The sequence below is a fragment of the Oryzomonas japonica genome, from assembly GCF_008802365.1.
Classification (GTDB): domain Bacteria; phylum Desulfobacterota; class Desulfuromonadia; order Geobacterales; family Pseudopelobacteraceae; genus Oryzomonas; species Oryzomonas japonica.
Map to the genome: position 1 here is coordinate 444,638 of NZ_VZQZ01000001.1, position 14,873 is coordinate 459,510.

Here is a 14,873-nt window from a genome sequence, read left to right on the forward strand (position 1 = left end):
CCTATCCTCCAATCTGTGCCATCGTAAAATTTTTGTGTTCATACCCGTTGCTGGTGATGTGGTGCCCCTTCGGTTTCGCCATGACGATCCCCTTCATGACCTCCGTCAGGGCTGCGGGATCAGGCGGCCGCAGATACGGCACCAGGTCCGTTGTCTCGTCGGAAAACAGGCAGCCCTTGGCCTGGCCGGTGGAGGTCACCCGGATGCGGTTGCACTCCCCGCAGAAGTGGCCCGATACGGCGGTGATGATGCCGAGGGTCCCCTGGGCGCCCTGGATGCGGAAGTCGCAGGAGGGACCGGCAAAGGCCCCCTTGCACACATGCTCCAAGGTGTGATGGGCTGCGATACGTTGCAGGATCTCCTCACCGGAGATGCAGTAGCGCTGCCAAGCATCTTCCTTGATCACCGGCATGTATTCGATGAAGCGTACCGAGTTGCCCCGGCTCCGGGTCAGTTCGGCGAAATCCAGGATCTCCCCATCGTTGACCCCGCGCATGACGACCATGTTGATCTTGGGCGGCGGGAAACCGGCCCGTTCGGCCGCATCCAGCCCGGACAAGACCCGGTCCAGGTCGCCGCCCCGGGTAATGGCGGCAAAGGTCTCCCGGTGGAGGGAGTCCAGGCTGACGTTCAGGCGCTGCACACCCGCTTGATACAGGTCTCCGGCCATCTTGTCCAGCAGGAGGCCGTTGGTGGTGATGGCCAGGTGGCGCAGGCCGTCGATATGCGCGAGGCGGGAGAGGAATTCGACGATGCCGGCACGCACCAGCGGCTCGCCGCCGGTGATGCGGATCTTCTCGATCCCCAGGCTGACCGCGGTTTCGGCGATCAGCTGCAGTTCCTCGTAGCGCAGGACGTCTTCATGGCGTTTCCGGGTGACACCTTCGGCGGGCATGCAGTAGGAACAACGCATGTTGCAGCGATCGGTCACCGAAAGACGCAAATAGTTTATGGTTCTCCCGAGGGAGTCAGTCAGTTGCATGGATGATCCGTTTTTCCACGAAATCGGCTACCTGTGACGGGCTATTGAGATCCAGTACCGGCACATCCAACTGCAATGGTTCATCGCTGGCCACCGCCAGCAGGCTGGGATCATGCGCCTCGCCCCGGCAGAGCAGGGTGTCGCTCCGTTCCCGGCGATGGACCTCAATCTTGGGGAGGCCGCTTTTCTTGAAACCTTCGGTCAGAACCAAGTCAACATCGCCAAAGTAGACGGCGATCAACTCCTCGATAGGGGGCGATTCCGCGTGCTTCTTGATCACGGCCAGCTTCTCCGGCGAGGAGATCAACATGGTGTCGGCGCCCGCCTGGGTCAGGCGGTGGCTGTCCTTGCCCGGATGGTCGATGTCGAAGTGGTGGGCGTCGTGCTTGATGACCCCGACCCGGTAGCCCCGGCTCTTGAGCTCGGCAATCACCTTCTCCAGCAGGGTGGTCTTGCCGGTGCCCGATTTGGCGACGAATGAAACGGCGTGGGAGAGCATAGGTACCTCCAGACAGGCTTTGGGGTTTAAAACGTCGCGGCCGACGCCGCGATCTGGTGAACGGGAACACCGATGCCTGCCGGGACGGGGCGCTCGGCGACGAGATCCGCCTGCCCGATACCCCCGGCAACCAGGTGAATGGTCCTGCCGCCGAGGCGGTCCGCATGGTTCGGTTCGTGGGTTGTCATGATGGTGCATACCCCTTGCCGGGGGAGGGAGATGATAAGGGATTCCAGCAACCGGGCTGTTTCGTGGTCCACGTTGGCGAGCGGCTCATCCAGCAGAAGCACCCGCGGCTTGAGGGCCAGTGCCCGCGCCATGGCCACCCGGCGGATCTCGCCGCCGGAAAGTTGCAGCGCATTGCGCCGCGCGAAACCGCCCAGATTGGTCTGGGCCAGGGCCGCGTCAACCCGCTGCCGCTGCTCAGCTGCACCGATGCCCCGCACTCCGAGGCCGTAGGCGACATTCTCAAAGACGCTGCCGGCGAAGAGATAGGGAAACTGCTGCATGAGGGTGACGTTGCGCCGCAACCTGAAGAGGGAGGGGCTCCCCCATGGCACCGGGGTACCGTCAAAGATGACCCGGCCTGACGTGGGAGGGGCCAGAAATGCCAGGACATTGAGGAGGGTGCTCTTGCCCGCCCCGTTGGCGCCGGTCAGGATGTGGAGGCGGCTCCCCCCGATGGCCAGACGGTGCACGTCAAGCACCCGTTGGCCGTCGAAAACCATGGTAAGCTCATGTATGTTGTAGATGTCGTCCACGGACTACCTTTGCTGGAGTGTATTGAGAAACAGGTTGATCACCAGGGCCACGGTCATCAGGATGATGCCCAGGGCGAGACCGAAAGCGAACTCCCCCTTGCTGGTCTCCAGGGCGATGGCGGTGGTCATGGTCCGGGTATAGCCGCGGATGTTGCCGCCGAGCATCATGGCCACCCCTACCTCGGCAATGATCCGCCCGAAGCCGGCGATCAGGGCGGCGATGATGCCGAAACGCACCTGGCGCATCAACTGAAACACCGCCTGGAGCGGGCTGGCCCCCAGGGTCAGGGCCGTGGGCAGGATGCGCGGGTCGGCCCCCTGGATGACGCTGACCGTATAGTTGGCAACGATCGGCACCGCCAGGAGGGTCTGGCCGATGACCATGGCCGATGGCGTGAACAGGAGCCCCATGGCCCCCAACGGCCCCTGGCGGCTCAGTATCCCGTAGAGCACGAGACCCACCACGACGGTCGGCATGGCCATGAGCGTATTCAGCAGCGTAATGACGGCCCGCTTCAGGGGGAATTCGTGCAGCCCCACCGCAACCCCGGCCGGAATCCCGACCGCCGCCGCCAGGACGATGGCACAGCCGGAAACCGCCAGGGACGTCGTCACCGTCGCAAAGACCTCCGGGTCAAAGGAGGCGATCAGCGCGACCGAGGTATGCAGGGATTCGGCGATAAACCCCACTTAACGCCCCTTCGTGCCGTAGGTGAAGAAGACCGGGTCACCGTGGACCCGGAAGGTCGCAATGACCTTCTGCCCTTCGGGGCCGGTAATGTAGTCGATGAACTTCATGGCCAGGGCGCTCTTGACATGGGGGAAGCGTTTGGGGTTGACGGCGATGACGCCGTAGGGGTTGAAAAGCCCCTTTTCCCCTTCGAAGACGGTCTTCAGGTCGGTCTTGCCGGAGCGGTAGGCGTTGTAGGTGCCCCGGTCGGCCAGGGTATAGGCCCGCCGTTCGGTGGCCATGGTGATCACCTCACCCATGCCCTGGCCCGATTCCACATACCACGAGCCGCCAGGCTTCATGCCCGCAGCCTTCCAGATCTCTTTTTCCTTCTGGTGGGTGCCGGACTCGTCGCCGCGGGAGACGAAGGGGGAGCGGGCGGCGGCGATGCGCTTGAAGGCCTCTGCCGCGGTCTTGGCGCTCTTGACCCGCGCCGGGTCGCCGGCCGGTCCGATGATGATGAAGTCGTTGTACATGACGTCCCTGCGGTTGACCCCGAAACCGGCGGCCACAAAGGCGTCTTCAAGGGCGCGGGCGTGCACCAGCACCACGTCCACATCGCCGGTCTCCCCCAGTTTCAGGGCCTTGCCGGTGCCGACGGAGATGACATCCACCGCGCAGTTGTACTTCTTTTCAAAAGGGGGCAGGAGCACCTTGAGCAGCCCCGAGTTTTCGGTGGAGGTGGTGGTGGACATGCGCAGGCGTTCGCCGGCTGCGGCAACGCTGCACAGGCCCAGCATAAGGGCAAGGGTCATTCCGAATTTCAAAAGCGTTTTCACTGCATTCCTCCGCACGGATAGATGTGATGCTCTCTGGAAAAACATTGAAACCTCGATACATAAAAGGGCTCCTTCCTTATGGAAAGAACCCTTTGAGCGTGCAAGACAGCAGCATATCGCTATCGGGTCTCCTTTCCAAAAGGGAGGCGCAGCCGTTTCCCGCAGTGCCCATTGACCGGCCGCCACGGGGTAACCCGACAGGCGGAACGGCTCGGAGATGTGTATGTCTTATATATACTACCTGTTCAGTAGAGCCGAGTCAATTTCCTCTTAACGACGTCTCCCTAGCCGCTGTGGACGGCAAGGGCGGCTTCGGGATGGTTCTTTACCCGCTCGCCGTCGCGCAACTCGAAGTAGTCGGCCGGGGTATTGATATTCCTGAAGGAGTCGAGCGAGGGGTCAAAGGTTGTGACCTCGTCCCGGGAAAAGACGCAGACCCTGGCCTCGGGAAAGAAGGAGACGATCCTCCTGCTACCCGACTGGAGCGCCTTTTCCATGGCGTCGTGGCATTGTTTGCCGTAAAAGGCGTGCAGCGGTTCCAACCCCTTTTCCCCTTCGGGAATGATCACGTCGGCCTTGGTCCTCAGGGTAGCCAGCCTCTTGATCAAGGCGCTGTTCAGATAGGGCATGTCGCAGGCCACGGCAAAGATATGGGGGGTGTCGCTGTGATGCAGGCCCGAGTGCAATCCGGCCAGTGCTCCCATGCCGGGATGCAGGTCGGGCACTTTGCGGCAGGGGAGGAAGGCATATTCATCCGGGGTGTTGGTGACGAGAATGACCTCGTCGAACAATTCCGACATCTGGCGGTAGATGGCCTCGATGAAGCGTCCCCCCTTGTAGGGGAGGAGCGCCTTGTTGCTCCGCATGCGGCTGGATTTGCCCCCGGCCAGGATGACGCCCGTGACGCCTGGAATCGACCTGCCCGTGGGGGAAGCGTGCCGGCCCACCTCGGCGGCAATGGTCTCGGGGTGGCTGTACACGGTAAACTTGCCGCCGCGCACGTAACCGATGAGGGTGATGCCGGCCTCCTCGCACATGGTGATGGCCATATCGGTGGGGGAGGTGCGGGAAGCGATGAGGGTGATGCCCAGCAACGCGGCCTTGGCCGCCATCTCGGTGGAAATCCGGCCCGACGTGACCAGCAGCTTGCCGGCCAGGTCGATGTTCTTTATGAGCGCTTCGCCGGCGATGCGGTCCAGGGTGTTGTGTCTGCCGATATCCTCGGCGGCGAGGATGATGCCTTGGTCGTCGCCCACCGCTGCCGAATGGATACCCCCGTGGCTGCGATACTGTTCCGACCGGCGGTTCAGCTCGTCCATCAGGCGAAAGATCGTATCCGCCGTCACCCGGGCGGGCGGGGCCGGGACGGTGCGCGCTTCGGCGCTGGGCAGGTTGAAGGTGATGCCGGTCCCGCAGCCGGAGGTGAGGACCGGCTTGAGACGCTCCGGCAGTTCGCCCTTGATGCGGACATTGGCGGTGCCGAAATCTTCGCACACCGCCAGCATGTGGAAATCACTGATGCAGGTCACGAAGCCCTGTAGGCGGAGAAAGCCGGCCACCAGGAAGCGGAGATCGTGGGGCGAGGCGATGAGGGTGGCTATTTCCCGGCCGTTGACATGGAGAACGACCGGAAACTCGCGGACGGTATCGCCCTGCTGTTCTTCAAGCCTCCCCTGGTGGTACACATGGGTTGTTTTCATACGCGCATAACCTATTATGAGTTGTTGAAGGGGGCGCGGAAGCTGCACCGCGAACGGTATGACTTCCGTACCCCCGGACAAGATGCTTGATCTATGCTTCGTGTGCCGCCTTGAGTCCCTCGGAGCCCTTTTCCAATTTGCGGAAATGGTCCGGGATCGTGTAGTCGGTGGCCTCGGGATGGTGTTCGAAGATCGGGAAATACTTGGCGATCAGCACGAAGAAGAGGATATGTGCCGAGATGATGCCCATGGTCACCAGCGACTCGATGACGGACGGGACGTAGATCTGCTGTCCCGCCTGTTCCATGCCGAACATGGAGACGTTGAAGCGGTTCAGGACCAGCCCGAACAACACAAAGCTGGCGGCCCGCAGCTGCAATTTCTTGTCGGTGCGGATTCGGTTGGTCAGGTACATGCAAAAGGGCACAAACACCCCGATGACCATCTCAACCAAAAACAGGGCCAGGAGCACCGGCCGGTCGAAGAGCGGACCGTGGGAGAGGAACGCCAGGGCGTAGGCCTTCACCGCGATATAGACCCCCATGACCCAGGGGATGATCTTGGTCAGGGTGGCCAACAGGTCCGACTCGTCCGGTTGCCCCATGTATTTATGCACCAAACTGGCCTCGAAGATGACGATGGAGAGGCCGGTGAAGATGGAGGAAAGCCAGAACTGGAGCGGCAGAAGCGGGTTGTACCAGAGGTTGTGCAGCTTATCCACGGCGATCAGGAAGAACGTGCCCAGGGTTGACTGGTGCAGGGTAGAGATCATGGCCGCCAGGATGGCAAAGGGGATCTCCAGGGTGCGCAGCAGGCGCAGCGGCAGGTGCCAGCCGAAGCGCTCGGCCACCGGGTGAAGGAACTCCAGCGTCAGGACCGTGGTATAGGCCATGATGCACATGGAAACCTCGAACATGGGGGAGTGAACGTTCCAGTACAGAAGGACGTTGATGCCGCGCTGGGGCTGCCCCAGGTCGAGCAGCAGGCCGATGCAGACCAGGGAGTAGCCCAGGAAGCCGGTGATGATGGCCGGCCTGACCAGGGGCTCCAGCTTCTTGATGTGGAACACGTGGGCCACGACGCCGATGGTGAACGCCCCGGCCGCCAGGGGCACCGAGGTGACGACGTCGAAGGAGATCCACAGGCCCCAGGGGTAGGTGTCGTTCAGGTTGGTGGTGACCCCCAGGCCGAAGATAAAGCGTGCCAGGGCGGCCAGGGCGCCGACTCCGGTCAGGGCGATCATCAGTTGGATGAAACGGTGATAGCCTTTGATTTCATTGATAACCAGCTTGGCCGCGGTCATTGGTCCTCCTCCTTCTGCTCCGGCTTCACGCGGGAATTTTTGAACTCCTCCTCACGACGTATGCGCTCCTTGCGGTGCTGGAACCACGTAATGGCCGAGAGGGTGCCGCCGACCCCCAGGAAGATGCCCGGCACCAGGCGCAGGGCCTGCCAGGTGTAGGAGGGGAGGGGACGCTTGGTCACCTGTTTAAAGCCCAATTCGTCCAGGGGCTGGTGGGTCAGGTAGAGGACACTGGTACCGCCGGCCTCTTCCTTGCCGTAGATGGCCTGGAAATAACGATCAGGCCGGCTTTTGATGCGTCGTTCCGCCTCTTGCAGCATGTCTGCCCGGTTGCCGTAGGTGATGGCCGTGGGGCAGGCGGTGGCGCAGGCCGGTTGCAGCCCTTCCTTGACCCGGCTGTAGCAGCCGGTGCACTTGCGCACCAGGGGGAAGGCCTTGCTCCATTCATACTTGGGGATGCCGAAGGGGCAGGCCACCATGCAGAAACGGCAGCCGATGCAGCGTTTTTCGTCGTAGACCACCGGGCCTTCTGCGGTCTTCTTGAAGGCACCCACCGGGCAGACCGAGGCGCAGGCCGGCTCGTTGCAGTGCATGCACATCTCTTTGTAAAAGGCGAACTCGTTCTGTCCGTGTTTCTGGTAGTCCCGGAACTTGATCCGGGTAAAGGTGTACTCGGACATGGCGGGGGGGTTCTGGTACCCTTCGCCGCTGAAAAACACGGTCTTCTCCGCCTTGAGTTGGTTCCACTGCTTACAGGCCACCTGGCAGCCGCGGCAGCCGGTGCATTTGGTCGTATCGATCAGGAACGACTTGGTTTTATTGAAATCAATGTGTCCGCCACTCATGCCTTCGTACCCCCTTTCTCGATATTGCAGAGAAACGCTTTGAACTCGGGGATATTGGTGTTGGCGCATCCCACGGTCGGGGTCAGCAGGTTGGCGCTGTCCCCCTTGGCCAGGCCGGAGTAGCCGAAGTGCCACGGCATGCCGACCTGTTCCACCGACTTACCGTCCACGTTGAAAGGCTTCAGGCGGGAGGTGACCAGGGCCACCGCCTCGATGGCGCCACGCTCGGTGGTTACCTTGACCTTGTCCCCTTTTTTGATCCCCTTCTGCTTTGCCAGGGATTCGCTGATCTCCACGAACATGTCCGGTACCAGTTCCACCAGCCAGGGGAGGCTGCGGGTCATGCCGCCGGTCTGCCAGTGCTCGGTCATGCGGTAGGTTGTGCCGATGAGCGGGAACTTGACGAGGTCGCTGCTGATGTTGGCCGGGATCTTCACCAGCGGGTTGTTCTGCACCTTGGAGAGCTGATTCCGGGCCGGGCTCTCCATCGGCTCGTAGTGCTCGGGGAAGGGGCCGTCCTTCATATCCAGGGCGTACAGCCGGCCATGCCCCTCGGCCAGCATGATGAAGGGGTACTTGCCTTCCTTTGCGTCCTTCATGGGGGGCCAGGGGCCGTCCGGCACATCGCCCTTCCACTTCTTCTCAAGGGCGTCCCAGGCGATGACCGGCCGCTTGGGGTTGAACGGCGCGCCGTCCGGCGTGACCGATGCCCGGTTGTAGATGATGCGGCGGTTGAGCGGCCAACACCAGGACCATTTGGGGAACAGCCCCAGGCCCGTGGGGTCGGACGCGTCGCGTCGTGCCATCTGGTTTCCTTCCTTGGTATAGGAGCCGCAGTAGATCCAGCAACCGCTGGTGGTGGAACCGTCGGCCTGCAGGTACTTGAACATCGGGACTTGGTCCCCCTTCTTGAACTCCAGGGTCTTGTCCTTGTCCACGATGGTCGTGTCCTTGGTGAAGTAACCGTTGATCTCCTTGGCCACCAAGTGGACGTCGGGCTCGTGCCCGTCGCCGTAATTCCAGGCAAGTTTGGTGATCGGCTCGGGGAATACCCCCTTGTCCTTGGTGTAGAGAGCTTGCACGCGTTTGAAGAACTGGTTGATGATCCAGAGATCGCTCTTGGATTCGCCCACCGGTTCCACCGCCTTGTAGCGCCACTGGGCCCAGCGCCCCGAGTTGGAGATGGAACCTTCCTTCTCCACGGAAGAGGCGGCCGGCAGCATGAATACCTCGGTATGGATATCCTTCGGGTTGACGCCGGGGCGTTTCCAGAAGATGGAGGTCTCGGTCTGCCACAGGTCCACCGTCACCAGCCACTTCAGCTTGTCCAGGGCGCCACGGGCGCTGTTTGAGTCGGGACCGCCCATGGCCGGGTTCATGCCCATGCAGACCAGCCCTTCCACCTCGCCTTTGCCCATCCGCTCGATGATCTTGGAGTAGGAATAGTTGCTGCTCCACTTGGGCAGGTAGTTGTAGCAGAAGTCGTTTTCCGGCGTGGCGTTGTCGCCGTACCACGCCTTGAGCAGGCTGGTGATGTATTTGGGGGTGTTGCCCCACCAGTTGGCGCTTTTGGCGTCCTTGGTCTTGGGGGTGTACTTCTCGATGTAGGCCTTGAAGTCCGTGTTGGCGAACTCGGGCAGCTTGAGATAGCCGGGCAAGCTGTTGAAGAGCAGGCCGTAGTCGGTGGAACCCTGGACATTGGACTCGCCGCGCAAGGCGTTGACCCCGCCGCCGGCGATGCCGATGTTGCCCAGCAGCATCTGGAGCATGGCAACGGCGCGCACGTTCTGGGTGCCGTGGGTCGATTGGGTGATGCCCATGGCATAGAGGATCGTACCGGCCTTGTCGGCGCGGCCCGTGGCGCAGAAGGTTTTGGCCACCTTGAGGAAATCCTCTTTCTTGGTGCCGGTGATGGAGCAGACCATGTCCGCGTCGTAACGGCTATAATGCTTTTTGAGCAACTGATAGACGCAGCGCGGGTCTTTCATGGACATGTCCCGCTTGGGGTTGCCGGCTGCGTCGTTCTCGTAGGCCCAGGATTTCAGGTCGTAACTCTTTTCCTGATCGTCGAAAGAGCAGAACAGGCCGTCCTGGAAATTGAACTTCTCGTTGATGATGAAGGCGGCGTTCGTGTACTCCCGAACATACTCCTCGTGGATCATGTTGTTTTGCAGGGCGTAATTGATCATACCCCCCAAAAAGGCGATATCGGTCCCCGGGCGGAGTTGGGCGTAGATATCCGCCTTGGAGGCGCTTCTGGTGTAGCGGGGATCGGCGACAATGAGCTTTCCGCCGTCGTCCATGGCCTTTTCGATCCACTTGAAGGAGATCGGGTGATTCTCGGCCGGGTTGCAGCCGATGATGAAGATGGCGTCGCTGTTTTTCAGGTCAATCCAATGGTTGGTCATGGCACCACGACCGAATGAAGCCGCCAGACCGGCGACTGTAGCGGAGTGTCAAAGTCGGGCCTGGTGTTCCAGCATCCCGACGCCCATGGCGCGGGAGAACTTGGACCAGAGGTAACATTCCTCGTTGTCCAGTCCGGCCCCGCCGAAAAACGCCATGCCTTCGGTGCGGTTCACCACGTATTCCTTGTTGTCCTTCTTATTGATCTCTTTGGCCTTGAAGTTCTTGTCGCGGGTCTCCTTCAGGCGCAGGGCGATGCGGTCCATGGCCCAGTCCCACGATTTTTCCTCGAACTTGTCCGAACCCGGTGCCCGGTACATGACCTTCTGCAACCGGTTTTCGTTGACCGCCACCTGGAAGAGCGAACTCCCCTTGGAACAGAGCGAGCCATGGTTGATCGGATGTTGGGGGTCACCCTCGATGTTGACGATCTTGCCGTCCTTGGTGTGGACGAGCAGGCCGCAGCCGACCGCGCAATAGGGGCAGATGGTGGTGGAACTCTTAAGTCCCTTGATCCTCGTCTGCGGGGCATCGGCGCTCGCCTCGCCCGGCCTGCCGGTAAGGGCCACGCCGGCTGCCGCCAGCGCTCCTCCCCGCAGGAAGTCTCTTCGTGACATTCCCATACAGCTAACTCCCTTCACTATGAATAATTGTCCGGGTAGCTGAGGACAGATGGCTACCCGGCGCCTTTGAGGTCACGCGTATACAGCAAATGGTATGCCCAACGGGAAAAATGGCGGATGTATTTGTCAAGTATTCGTAATTATTTAATATTTATTGTTGGCCGTCTTTGCGGGGACATTGGGAAAGGTATGGCGAGGTGATCCCTTTTGACCAGGTGGTGCACCCTTTTGTCAATCGGATTAAATGGGTCTTTAATGGTGGTTGGGAGCCTGGTGGGGGTGTTTGCAAGGCCGCGTTAGGGCGGCGACGTTGTCATGGGGGATAGGGTTTTGTGGCTGGAGGGTGAAGTGGACTCAGGAGGGGAAACGGTACGGGCTGATTCTTAATCATTACGTGCAGATACCGTGGCCTGCCCCGTTTCCGCTCCCGATTTCATGCGCCGAGTGCGGGTCAATCCAGGTATCTCACCTTCATCTCGAACGGCTCTTTCTTGGGCCCGCTCCCTCCCTCCCTGGAGGCATACCCCACGGGGACCACCGCCATGAACTCCCCCGCTGGTTCCCCCAGGAATGCCAGCACCTCGTCCTTCATCAGGAACATGATGCCGAGCCAGACCGCCGCAAGCCCCAGGGATGTGGCCGCAAGCAGCATATTTTCAACGGCCGCCGCGGAACTTTGGATCTCCATGGTCCTGAAGCAGTCGTAGGCCATCTCCTTCTCCATTTTGAAGAGTTCCGTGCCGTGATCGATCAGGTCTCCTGTGTTCGCAACGGCGATCACGACCGGCGCACTGGCGATGCTCCGTGCCGACATGCGCAGGAGTGCCTGGGCCGGCTTGGAGAAACGGGAAGCGCCTTCAGACACCAGCTCGGCAAGCTCATGCTTCTTTTGCCCCTTGAGGACGATAAACCGCCATGACTGTTGATTGTGGGCGGAAGGGGCCTCGTTTGCCGCTCGAAGGAGTATATGGATTTGTTCATCGGAGACCGCCTCCTCCTTGGCAAAGGTCCTGATGCTCCGCCGCGCCTTTATGGTTTTCAGGGTTTCGTTTGTGGAAAAGATGGTTTCTTCTGGTAGCATGATTACCTCGATTGAAATATGGGGGAGAGCAACGGTGGCGGATTGCCACAATTTGCGGGGCAAAGGTGAGGGCTGGGACCGGCACCGCAGATGCCCGATGCGTCATTCCCTCATTAGCACAATTTCCCGCCTCTTGAAAGTGATTTTCCCTGGACCTGCCCTGCAGGGCAGGGATCCAGTTTCCTTGCTGCACCTCTGGCAGTCTTGCCTGCCGTGGCCGGGTGACGTATCTATTTTATGACTACATGGCAGCAGTATCGATTGAAACTACCAATTTGACCTGGCCGGGACGTCACGCTATAAGTGTGGCCGCATTTGTTGACTGAACCACAAAGGAGAAGTACATGAAAACCAGTAGCTTTCTGGCCACGACAGCGGCGCTGCTCGCGGTCCTTGCCCTTGCCCCGGCTTCGTGGGCGGCCCCTAAAAAGCATTCCGGCACCATCACCACCACCGTGGACCTGTCCGCCTACGATCCGGCCGGGGAAGCGGAGCTGTGGCTCCCCTATCCGGTCTCGGACCGGGACCAGAAGATCACCGACGTCACGGTCAAAGGCAACTTCGCCGCCTCGGCCGTGTACGCCGATGCCACCTTCAGCACCCCCATGCTGTATGCCCGCTGGAGCAAGGGGGCCACGAGCCGCAAGCTGACCTTCACGTTCAAGGCCGAGCGCAGCGAGGTCATCCGCCGGGACTTCCCCGCCGTGGAGGGGGCCTGGAACCGGGCCGATTTCGCCCAATATCTGGCCGCCACCAGCCTGGGACCGCTGGATGGCGAGGTGGGCAAACTGGCCAAGACCATTACCGCCGGCAAGACTACGGTGCTAGAGAAGGCCAAGGCGATCTACGACTGGACCTGCGAAAACACCTACCGCGATCCCAAGACCCGGGGCTGCGGCGCCGGTGATGTGTGCGCCCTGCTCAAACAGCCGGGGGGCAAGTGCGCCGACATCCATTCCGTGTTCATCGCCCTGGCCCGGGCGGCCGGCGTCCCCGCACGGGAGGCGTTCGGCATCCGCATGGGGAAGAAGGAGACCGAAGATGTGTCCACCTGGCAGCATTGCTGGGCCGAATTCTACCTCCCGGGCTACGGCTGGGTGCCGGTTGACCCGGCCGATGTGCGCAAGGCCATGCTGGTGGAAAACCTCAAGCTGCAGGACGCCAAGACCAAGGAATACCGTACCTACTTCTGGGGCGCCATCGACGCCTACCGGGTCAAGCTCTCCGCCGGCCGTGACCTGACCCTCAACCCGCCCCAGCCGGGCGGCCCGGTCAACTACCTCATGTACCCCTTTGCCCGGGTGGGGGACAAGATCATCGATTCCCTCGATCCGGCCACCTTCAAGTATTCAATCATCTATACGGCGCGCTAGGTCGTAACAGCGCACGGCCTGCAAACGCAAAAAGGGTGTGGGGAACTATCCCACGCCCTTTTTGTGCATCCCCACTCATGGAAGGCCTTCCGGTCCACGAAAGACGCGAAAAGCACAAAACGTCGGGCCGATACCGCTAAAGGTACGGGAACCGCACGGTGTAGCCGTTTTTTGCGGTCATCTGTTTGTGTACGTGCCGTTCGTGCTTTTCGTGGACAGATGTTTTAGGTTTTGGCGATGTTGGCCACGGTCAGCCGGGAGATGCAGACCAGTTTGTCCCGCTCGTCGTGGATTCTGATCTCCCAGATCTGGGTCGTCTTGCCCACGTGGATCGGTCTCGTGATACCGGTCACCCACCCCTCCGTCACCGGGCGGATGTGGTTCGCATTTATCTCCAGCCCCACGATCCGCTGCCGCTCCCGGTCCACGCACAACCCGGCCGCGATGCTCCCCAGGGTCTCGGCCAGGGCCGCCGAGGCCCCGCCGTGGAGGATGCCAGCCGTCTGCCGGGTCCGCTCGTCCACCGGCATCCGCGCCTTCAGATAGTCGTCGCCGATCTCCAGGTACTCGATCCCCAGGTGTTCCATCAGGGTGTTTCTCGATCTCTCCGTGATCTGCTCCAGGGTTGCCGGGGATTTCCAGATGGGCATGGCGGTTTCCTTTCTCTGGCGTCGCACGGGCACTTCTTGTCTTGTATGGAGGGTAGCAGAGTGGTCTGGCGTGTCAAGCTCGCCGGGAACCGGGCCGGCATAATGCTGTTCCCGCGCTTCAAGATATGATAGCCTCACCTGGAGCCGAGGGATTGTACGTCTCTCGCGTCTCAAACACCGCGGCCTCGCGTGTGACCCTTCTTTTTGTGCGAAAGATGCCATGGCTCCTGCCAAACGCCCCTCGGGGAAATACCAGCCCAAAGGCCTCCCGATCCTGTACGAGGATAGTGCAATCATCGTGGTGGAGAAACCGTGCGGCCTCCTGACCATGGGGACCGACCGGGACAAGTCGCGGACGGCCCACACCATCCTCAACGACTACGTGCGCAAGGGCGACCCACGCTCCCGGAACCGGGTCTACATCGTCCACCGCCTGGACCGGGACACCTCCGGCATCCTCATCTTCGCCAAGAGCGAAGCGGCCAAAATCTTCCTCCAGGGGCACTGGGAGGAGACCGACAAGCGCTACCTCGCCATCGTCCACGGCACGCTCGACCCGAAGAGCGGGACGATCACCAGCTACCTGGCCGAGAACAGCGCCCTGAACGTCTACTCCACCCCGGACCCGGCGCTGGGCAAGCTGGCCCGCACCGAGTACACGGTCCTGAAGGAGGCTAAAGGGCTCAGCCTGCTGGAGATCCACCTGCTCACCGGCCGCAAGCACCAGATCCGGGTACATCTCTCGGAGCAGGGGCATCCGGTGGCGGGGGACCGGAAATACGGCAGAAACGACGGCTACGCCACCCTGGCGCTCCATGCCCGCTCCATCTCCTTCACCCATCCGGTGAACGGCAGGAGGCTCTCCTTCGAAACTGCGATCCCTGACTTTTTTATCCGCCTGATGGGGCGAATAGACATATCGGTGGCCTGATGTCTGCCTGCGTCGTCGCGTGGAATAGTTCTGCGCTGCGGGGTAGGATATATGGGGGCAGGAAAGGCCGTTGAGCGGAGGGGGGCGGGGCTGGCGATTTGTCCACAATGCATGAGTATACCCGGAAGATATTTTTTTTAACAGACTGTAAATTATCCGATCCGGTGGTATAGTCAAATCAGCAACAAAGAGGTACAAACTGTAGCGAGG

General features: G+C 61.1%; 13 protein-coding genes and 1 riboswitch. Of the genes, 2 read left to right on the forward strand and 11 right to left on the reverse strand.

The window, feature by feature from the left end:
• Position 1 precedes the first annotated feature (1 nt).
• The 10 genes from moaA to F6V25_RS02020 all read right to left on the reverse strand — a co-directional run bounded on the left by moaA (position 2) and on the right by F6V25_RS02020 (position 11,709).
• Entirely contained in the window at positions 2 to 982 is a 981-nt protein-coding gene (gene moaA, locus F6V25_RS01975; protein ID WP_151126735.1) for a GTP 3',8-cyclase MoaA, read from the reverse strand.
• Complete coding sequence (mobB, locus tag F6V25_RS01980; RefSeq protein WP_151126737.1) at positions 969 to 1,481, reverse strand: molybdopterin-guanine dinucleotide biosynthesis protein B; 513 nt, start codon at positions 1,479 to 1,481, stop codon at positions 969 to 971. Before mobB ends, moaA begins: the two co-directional genes overlap by 14 nt.
• Before the next feature lie 26 nt (positions 1,482 to 1,507).
• Positions 1,508 to 2,242 carry an energy-coupling factor ABC transporter ATP-binding protein gene (locus F6V25_RS01985; protein ID WP_191966041.1) on the reverse strand — a complete coding sequence of 245 codons (735 nt, stop codon included), beginning with the start codon at positions 2,240 to 2,242 and terminating at the stop codon, positions 1,508 to 1,510.
• A 3-nt stretch (positions 2,243 to 2,245) separates the two neighbouring features.
• Positions 2,246 to 2,932 (reverse strand): ABC transporter permease, encoded by a 687-nt coding sequence (locus F6V25_RS01990; protein ID WP_151126740.1) that lies wholly within the window; start codon positions 2,930 to 2,932, stop codon positions 2,246 to 2,248.
• Positions 2,933 to 3,751: an ABC transporter substrate-binding protein gene (locus tag F6V25_RS01995; protein ID WP_338045575.1), complete on the reverse strand. Its 819-nt coding sequence runs from the start codon at positions 3,749 to 3,751 to the stop codon at positions 2,933 to 2,935.
• Positions 3,752 to 3,863: 112 nt separating this feature from the next.
• Positions 3,864 to 3,980, reverse strand: a riboswitch (molybdenum cofactor riboswitch).
• Between the two features lie 55 nt (positions 3,981 to 4,035).
• Entirely contained in the window at positions 4,036 to 5,451 is a 1,416-nt protein-coding gene (gene fdhD / locus F6V25_RS02000; protein WP_151126742.1) for a formate dehydrogenase accessory sulfurtransferase FdhD, read from the reverse strand.
• A 91-nt stretch (positions 5,452 to 5,542) separates the two neighbouring features.
• Positions 5,543 to 6,754, reverse strand: coding sequence for an NrfD/PsrC family molybdoenzyme membrane anchor subunit (gene nrfD, locus F6V25_RS02005; protein WP_151126743.1), 1,212 nt, complete (start codon positions 6,752 to 6,754; stop codon positions 5,543 to 5,545).
• On the reverse strand, positions 6,751 to 7,599 hold the full coding sequence (locus F6V25_RS02010) for a 4Fe-4S dicluster domain-containing protein (protein WP_151126745.1): 849 nt from the start codon (positions 7,597 to 7,599) through the stop codon (positions 6,751 to 6,753). Before F6V25_RS02010 ends, nrfD begins: the two co-directional genes overlap by 4 nt.
• On the reverse strand, positions 7,596 to 10,628 hold the full coding sequence (gene fdnG, locus F6V25_RS02015; protein ID WP_151126747.1) for a formate dehydrogenase-N subunit alpha: 3,033 nt from the start codon (positions 10,626 to 10,628) through the stop codon (positions 7,596 to 7,598). The genes F6V25_RS02010 and fdnG overlap by 4 nt, the downstream gene beginning before the upstream one ends.
• 451 nt (positions 10,629 to 11,079) lie before the next feature.
• Positions 11,080 to 11,709 (reverse strand): nitroreductase family protein, encoded by a 630-nt coding sequence (locus tag F6V25_RS02020; protein WP_151126749.1) that lies wholly within the window; start codon positions 11,707 to 11,709, stop codon positions 11,080 to 11,082.
• Positions 11,710 to 12,053: 344 nt separating this feature from the next.
• On the opposite strand from F6V25_RS02020, the gene F6V25_RS02025 reads away from it, so the two are divergent.
• Positions 12,054 to 13,082: a transglutaminase family protein gene (locus F6V25_RS02025; RefSeq protein WP_151126751.1), complete on the forward strand. Its 1,029-nt coding sequence runs from the start codon at positions 12,054 to 12,056 to the stop codon at positions 13,080 to 13,082.
• A 224-nt stretch (positions 13,083 to 13,306) separates the two neighbouring features.
• Here F6V25_RS02025 and F6V25_RS02030 read toward each other — a convergent pair whose 3' ends face one another.
• The gene (locus tag F6V25_RS02030; protein ID WP_246166929.1) at positions 13,307 to 13,759 is read right to left on the reverse strand and encodes a hotdog fold thioesterase; all 453 of its coding nucleotides are present in this window, start codon (positions 13,757 to 13,759) and stop codon (positions 13,307 to 13,309) included.
• Positions 13,760 to 13,952: 193 nt separating this feature from the next.
• Between F6V25_RS02030 and F6V25_RS02035 the strand changes: the two genes are divergently transcribed.
• The gene (locus F6V25_RS02035; RefSeq protein WP_151126753.1) at positions 13,953 to 14,663 is read left to right on the forward strand and encodes an RluA family pseudouridine synthase; all 711 of its coding nucleotides are present in this window, start codon (positions 13,953 to 13,955) and stop codon (positions 14,661 to 14,663) included.
• The last annotated feature ends 210 nt before the right edge of the window (positions 14,664 to 14,873 follow it).